Origin of the sequence: Aquiflexum sp., from assembly GCF_041751335.1 — a bacterium.
Lineage (GTDB): Bacteria > Bacteroidota > Bacteroidia > Cytophagales > Cyclobacteriaceae > Aquiflexum.
The window spans coordinates 1-7,055 of sequence record NZ_JBGSXS010000178.1 but is presented as its reverse complement, the minus strand read 5'-3'; the positions used below and the strand labels follow the sequence as shown (position 1 = coordinate 7,055).

General features: G+C 38.6%; 7 protein-coding genes. 2 read left to right on the top strand and 5 right to left on the bottom strand.

Annotated features, from left to right (window positions below; translation table 11 throughout):
- Positions 1–675, top strand: a 675-nt coding sequence (locus ACEW8U_RS09925) for an ATP-binding protein (RefSeq protein ID WP_373521885.1), incomplete at its 5' end; no start/stop codon positions are given.
- Positions 676–877: 202 nt separating this feature from the next.
- Here the strand turns inward: ACEW8U_RS09925 and ACEW8U_RS09920 are convergent.
- From ACEW8U_RS09920 to ACEW8U_RS09900, 5 genes are all read right to left on the bottom strand, one after another.
- Complete coding sequence (locus ACEW8U_RS09920) at positions 878–2,005, bottom strand: ATP-binding protein (protein WP_373521884.1); 1,128 nt, start codon at positions 2,003–2,005, stop codon at positions 878–880.
- 3 nt (positions 2,006–2,008) lie between these two features.
- Complete coding sequence (locus ACEW8U_RS09915) at positions 2,009–2,809, bottom strand: alpha/beta fold hydrolase (RefSeq protein ID WP_373521883.1); 801 nt, start codon at positions 2,807–2,809, stop codon at positions 2,009–2,011.
- Between the two features lie 237 nt (positions 2,810–3,046).
- The gene (locus ACEW8U_RS09910) at positions 3,047–3,685 is read right to left on the bottom strand and encodes an O-methyltransferase (protein WP_373521882.1); all 639 of its coding nucleotides are present in this window, start codon (positions 3,683–3,685) and stop codon (positions 3,047–3,049) included.
- Between the two features lie 78 nt (positions 3,686–3,763).
- The gene (locus ACEW8U_RS09905; protein ID WP_373521881.1) at positions 3,764–4,282 is read right to left on the bottom strand and encodes a cyclopropane-fatty-acyl-phospholipid synthase family protein; all 519 of its coding nucleotides are present in this window, start codon (positions 4,280–4,282) and stop codon (positions 3,764–3,766) included.
- 80 nt (positions 4,283–4,362) lie between these two features.
- Positions 4,363–5,748: an APC family permease gene (locus ACEW8U_RS09900; RefSeq protein ID WP_373521880.1), complete on the bottom strand. Its 1,386-nt coding sequence runs from the start codon at positions 5,746–5,748 to the stop codon at positions 4,363–4,365.
- A gap of 332 nt (positions 5,749–6,080) precedes the next feature.
- Here ACEW8U_RS09900 and ACEW8U_RS09895 point away from each other — a divergent pair.
- Positions 6,081–7,055, top strand: a 975-nt coding sequence (locus tag ACEW8U_RS09895) for a DUF1080 domain-containing protein (protein WP_373521879.1), incomplete at its 3' end; no start/stop codon positions are given.

Genomic DNA, 7,055 nt, shown 5'->3' with positions numbered 1-7,055 from the left:
AGTCACGATTTACAAGAGCCTTTGCGAAAAATCCGTATGATTGCAGGGAGAATATTGGAAAAAGAAAATCAAAACTTATCCGATAGTGGAAAAAATTATTTCTCCCTCATGCGGAAGGCAGCCCAACGCATGCAAACACTCATTCAGGATTTACTTGCCTTCTCCCGTTTAAGCATGGCAGAGAGAAAATTTGAACCCACTGACTTTACCATTATTATTGAAGAAGTAAAAAATGAATTTAAAGATGCTATTGCAGAAAAGAATGCAGTGATAGAAGTAAATGAAATTTGCGATGTAAAAGTTATTCCTTTTCAGTTTAGTCAGTTGATGCACAATCTCATTAGCAACTCACTCAAATTTTCAAACCCGAAAATACCACCGCATATAAAAATTAGTAGCGTAAATATAACATACAGCAAAATAAATATAGTAAACCTTACACCACATAAAGAATACTGCCACATTAGTATTTCTGACAACGGCATTGGATTTGAAAATGAATTTGTTGATAAAATATTTGAGGTGTTCCAAAAACTTCACGGTAAGGAAGAATACGCTGGCACTGGAATCGGGCTTGCTATCGTAAAAAAAATAGTTGACAATCACAAAGGCATTGTCATTGCAACAAGCAGTCTTAATAATGGTGCAACCTTTAATATTTACATTCCTGCATAACCAAAGGACAGCAACCCGCTATTTATACTTCTTGCCGATGATGATGGAGCAGACCGCCTGATCTCATAATTTCATAATCTGGCCTAATAATTGCGCAATTCTTTACTCCACATACTAAACAAGAATTGCTATTCTTGTTTAGCTATAAGCGTAACAATTTTTAAGCTGATAACTTTCAAATAAGAGGATAACCATATTTCAATCAATTCGCTTTATCAGAAACTTTTGGTAGTGTGAAATAAAAGGTACTACCCATACCCGGCTCCGATTTTGCACCGATTGTCCCTCCATGGATTTCCAGGATCCGCTTACACGCCGACAGTCCTATTCCTGTTCCTTGTATTTTGTCATGTGTATGCAGTCTTTTCATAAATCCAAATACCTGATCTGCATGCACCTGTTCAAAACCCATCCCATTGTCTTTAACAAAAACACTGATTTGATCACCCTTATCATCAAACTCCACTTTTATCACAGGTTTAGCTTCAGAGCGGTATTTAATAGCATTACCAAAAAGATTCTGAAAAAGCCGTACAAGTTGGATCTTTTCCCCTTCAATTTTTGGCAATTCAGATATAATAAAAGTAGCGTTATTTTCATTCACCTGATTTTCGATCATTTCCAGCGCGATTCCACATACTTCATTTAATGAAACTTCTTCAAATTCAATCTCCTTCCCATCTATTTTAGAATATTCGAGGAGATCTTTAATCATCAGTTTCATCCTTTTGGCATTACTTTTTATCAGCGTAAAATACTTTTTACCATCACTATCATCGGGAAAATACCCATCTTGGTCCAACAAACTCATCAAACCGGATATGGTATTCAAAGGAGCCTGCAAATCATGTGAGGCCGTGTAGGCGAAATGTTCCAAATCTTGATTGATCTGTTTAAGCCGTTGAACAGTATGTTCAGCCTTTTCTCTGGCTTTCTTCAATTCCAATTCGTATTGCTTGCGCTGGGTGATATCAAGCACGGAAAATCTATAAACAGGCTGGTAACCCGAACGATCCAGTATTCGCCTGGCATTGATCAAAGTCGGAAGCTTGGTTGATTCTTTTGTTTTGAGCTCGATGTTTATCTCGGAAACCTCACCCTGCATTTTAAGCAAAGGCATGATATGAGTTTCAAAGTAAATCTTCCCTCCTATCCCCAATAAATCCTGAAAGGGTTTTTGATACACGATTTCGTCCCGCTCATAGTCTAACCAATCCAATAAGGTGGCATTTATATTGACAATAAGTCCGTCTTCCCGCATGGACATATATCCAAAAGGGGCATTTTGGAAAAGATCTTCTGCGTCTTCTAAGAATGGTTGGGTATTCAAGGATCAGTTATTTAAATACGTTTTAATACTATGAATAACTTGTTCAGGAGCAGTAAGGTGAGGACAATGTCCTGAGGTGTCCAAAAGTTCATACCTGCTTTCAGGCATTTGTTTATGAACATATTTTCCGACCTGAACAGGGGCAATTACATCTGGGTGACATTGGATGATCAAAGCGGGTGTCGAAACCTTGGATAAATCCTCCCTGTTATCTCCCAGAAAGGTCACCCTTGCAAAATGTTTTGCGATTTCAGGATTCATATTGCAAAAACTGTTCCTAAGTTCTTCAGAGTATTCAGGCTTTTCCGAATTTCCGATAATTACAGGCGTTATAAAGCTTGACCAACCCAGATAATTACTCTCCAGGGTTTCTATCAATTCATCAATATCCTCTCTAGAAAAGCCTCCAAAATACCCATCATCATTGATGTAGCAAGGGGAAGGCCCTATCAAAACCAAATTCTCAAAAAGATCAGGCCTTTTGGCCGCAGAAAGTACCCCGATCATGCTGCTTACAGAGTGTCCTACATAAATAACCCTTTGGAGATTCAGTCCTTCACAGATTGCTATAAGGTCATCGGCATAGCCTTTGAGAGAACTGTATTTTTCATAATCATAGGCACTTTGATCTGAGTTTCCAGACCCCACATGGTCAAACAAAATAATCTGATAATCATCCTCAAAAGCAGGTTCGATAAATCGCCACATATTTTGATCACAACCAAATCCATGTGCAAAAACAATCGGCTGGGTACCTTTTCCAAAAATTTTAATATTATTCCTTAGTATTATTTCATTATTCATGTTTAGGTAATTTCAAATTAACTTTAAAAAAAGACATGCCCTAAAATACGATATATTTTCAGGTTTGGATAAAGCAAATCGACTTAATTCTATAAGAATCCAACATTTGTATCCATTTACAATCAAAGATCTGAAGGGACCAATGAAGTAAAATTCTTGAAAATCCGGCCCATAAAATTCCTTATGTTTTTTTTGAAAACAATCGGATATGGCTGAAAATCAGATCTTTTTAGGGTATTATTTTTTTACACTGATCGCTATTCCTGAGTTGCTGCTTTTATCCACCGTGGTGATATATTCAGGATGATTGTTGACAAATTCCAAATACGCTCTGATTCCTCCTAAGTTTTGAAGCACATTATGTGCTGTAAATCTTCCGCCCTCTTTTAATTTGGGATGGATATCTTTGAAATACTGAACATACCAATCTTTGTCCGCATCCGAAAACACAAAATCAAAAGGTCCTTTCACCTCTTTGACGATCTGATGGGCGTCACCAAGTCTGAATTCCACAAAATCAGAGAGACCTGCCTTATTGATATTTTCTATGGCCTGCTTCTGTCGATTTTTATCCAATTCAACGGTTATCAGTTTTCCCCCGGTTTTACTGAGGGCCCAGGCAATCCAAACCGTTGAATGTCCTGTAGAGGTCCCGATTTCCAGCGCAGATTGATAGTTGTTTTCAACGATGAGGTCGTGTAGGATCTTTCCGTCTCCAAAAGGGACATTGAGGTCTCTCCATTGTTGTCTGTTGTCATTCAGAAACTTCTCAACCTTTTCATCAAGGTCTTTCTGATTTTGTCCGTGGCAGATTGATCCCATGACAAATGATAGTACAAATAAAAACAGGATGCTGATTTTCATGTTTGTTTTCATGGCATTTGGGTTTATGATTTTAATTTAAACTGATAATTCCGGAAATTGAAATTAAAACAGATCAAAGAAACAAACCTATTACTGAATCGTCCAAAGATAAATTGTATAGCCATTCACCGACTCTACTTTATCAGGAACCCAATCACCCATATTGAATGTATTGGAAACCACCCTAGAACCTGGTTTTAACTGTTCCAGCAGTTTTGGCCTTAATTTCAGATTCAAGGATTCCAATAGGTATAATGTGACCACGGATGCTTCCCTTACATCCGCTTCAAAGAGATTCCCGAGTTCGAATGTAACTTTGTCTGTTACCCCTGCATTCTGTGCATTTTCATTGGCTTCCTTAATCCTTTGTGGATCTATATCGATGCCTTTACCGGTGGTTCCATAAGTTTTGGCGGCGGTGATTACCATCCGCCCATCACCACAGCCAAGGTCATAGACAATATCGGATTTTTTCACATCAGCTAACTTTAGCATGGCATCTACTACAGTCTGCTGGGTCGGAACATATACTACATCCTGGGCATAAGCCAAACCTGAAACCCCTAGACCTATCAATAGGGAGAGGAATAAATTCTGAATTGTTTTCATATTCTTATTATTTATGGTTGTTGAAATTATTAATTACACACTGGATTATATTTACTTTTAGGTCTAAAGCCATTTTTGATTTAACCTGAATTATCAGCACCTGATTGGATAATTGAAGGTTTGAAAAGCACCAACAAAGCCCCCGCCAACAATACCGAAATTCCTACAAAAGCCCCCCAACCTGTATAGGCAATACTGGAATAAAGCAGGTAGGTACTTGAGAGGCAGAACACCAAAGGCAATATGGGATAGAAAGGAACCTTAAAAGGTCTTGCTGCATTTGGTTCTCTTTTTCTCAAAACAAACAAAGACAATCCCACCATCAACAGAAAGAACCAGAAAACAGGGGCTGTATAATCTATCATGGTTTCAAAACCACTTCTTGAGAACAGCCCAAAACTTACCAGAACCATGGCTATGGCACCTTGAATGATGAAAGCATTGACAGGTCCCTCAGATTTGCTTTTCCATTTTCCCATAAATCCAAACACCGGGAAATCCCTGCCCAATGCATAATTTGACCTTGCTCCTGTAAAAATGGTGGCATTGGCAGATGTCAGTGCAGCCACACCTACCAAAATCGAAATCAACACAACTCCTGTCTTTCCAAATGCATTCCCCATCAGGTCGCTGGCAATGGCACTTGAACCGGCCATCCCTGTAAGTCCCAAACTTCTTAGAAAAGCAAGATTAACCAACACATAAATCGTGGTAATAAGCAATATCCCGAAAATCAATGCCATTGCAATCTTTTTTGACTTCATTTCGGCGGATATATAAGCAGCTTCATTCCAGCCTCCAAAGGTCAATAGCACAAAAACCATGGCAAGACCCAGTGAATTTCCTGAACCTGAATCAGTAACCTGAACTGTCTCAGGTACAGGGGATAAAATAAACAGTCCCACAAAAATGAGAACAAGCAAACCAAGTACCTCAAAAAGGGTAAGTATCTTCTGTGCTCCTGTACCCATATTGATACCCCTGAGATTGATAAGAGTGAGGACCACAACTGCAAATCCAGCATATACAACCGAGGACCTGGGGCCAATTTTGTAGATTTCGGTGGCATAATCCCCAAAAATAAAGGCCAACAATGCAATGGAACCGGTCTGTATCACACTCATCCTTGCCCATGCAAAAAGAAAAGCTATTCTCTTGCCAAATGCCCTCATCAAAAAATAATAATCGCCTCCAGTATTGGGAAAAGCTGTTGAAAGTTCTGCATAGCACAGGGCACCTGCCAATGAAACAAATCCACCGACCAACCAGACCGAAAGCATCATCCATCCAGTGTCCACATTACCAGCAACCAAAGAAGGTGCTCGGAAAATACCGGCACCGATTACAATCCCAACAATCAAAGCCACAACATCTACCGTCCGCAATACCCTTGCAGGCTTGATGGATAAGGATTGGTTTTCCTTTTCATTCAAAACAATTTCCGTATTTGTTCCTGGTCTTGACATGATTCTAAAATGGTAAGAAAATATTTCAGAGATTGTCTGGAGTCTATGGAATTGGTAAAAAAATGAAACTATTTGATTTGAAAAAATAAATTTAAGATTTGGACAGCTCTTTAAATATTAACTTACTGAATATAAATGTTTATCTAAAAAATTCACATAAAAATTTCATACTTAATTATATAAGTGGCAGAATGGAATGGTTTATTTATTGGAAGACAACCAAATCGTTAATTCAACTTAAAAAAACTTGAATTTGGAACATATATCAATCGATAAGTTCCCTTTCAGCGGATTATTCGCTAATTTAAATTCCAATTCAAAACCAAAGTATTATGAAAAATACAGTTTCTCAAATCGGGTCAATTTTGGTCAATCTTGCCTTGATATTCATGGTTTCATCAAATATGGCATTAGCTCAGGGCGCATCCGAAAAAGTGACTCCTAAGATCAACTTGGAAAATCAGGAATCAAGGACTATGGAACATAACGGCAAAACTGTCATCATTCCATCCAGCATCAAAGATGAGACTGTCACAGGATACACATCTTACCGGATGGGCTATAATCTGCTAAGTGATCCCAAGGAATTTATGGGAAGATGGAACCTGACTTTAGATATGAATGGAAAAGAGACTCCTTCATGGCTTGAGGTAAAACAATCCGGTTTATCCACTTTGGTAGGATATTTTGTCGGAGACCATGGCAGTGCCCGTCCAATTTCCAATATCAACTTTGAAAATGGGAAAATCACCTTCAGTATTCCTCCTCAATGGGAAAGCTCTGATAAAGACCTGAAATTTGATGGGGTTTTGTCTGGAGATAATCTTACCGGTACCATTCAATATCCCAACGGTGATAAATTTACTTATGTAGGAGAAAGAGCCCCTTCATTGGTAAGGGACAAAAATCCAACATGGGGTAAACCCATCAATCTCTTCAATGGCAAAAACTTGGATGGCTGGCATGCGGACAAATCTGAAAATCAATGGGTAGTAAAAGATGGAATCTTGAGCAGTCCCAAATCAGGAGCTAATCTGATATCCAATGAGAAATTTGATGATTTCAAACTTCTGGTCGAATTCAGATATCCTAAAGGAAGCAATAGTGGAATTTACCTAAGGGGAAGGTATGAATTGCAGATCCAGGATGATATAGATCAGGAACCATCAAATCTTCTTTTTGGTGGAATCTATGGTTTCTTGACACCCAACGAAATGGTTGCCAAACCAGCGGGAGAATGGCAGACCTATGAAATAACCTTGATCGGAAGAAGGCTGACAGTAGTGGCAAATGGCAAAAAAATAATC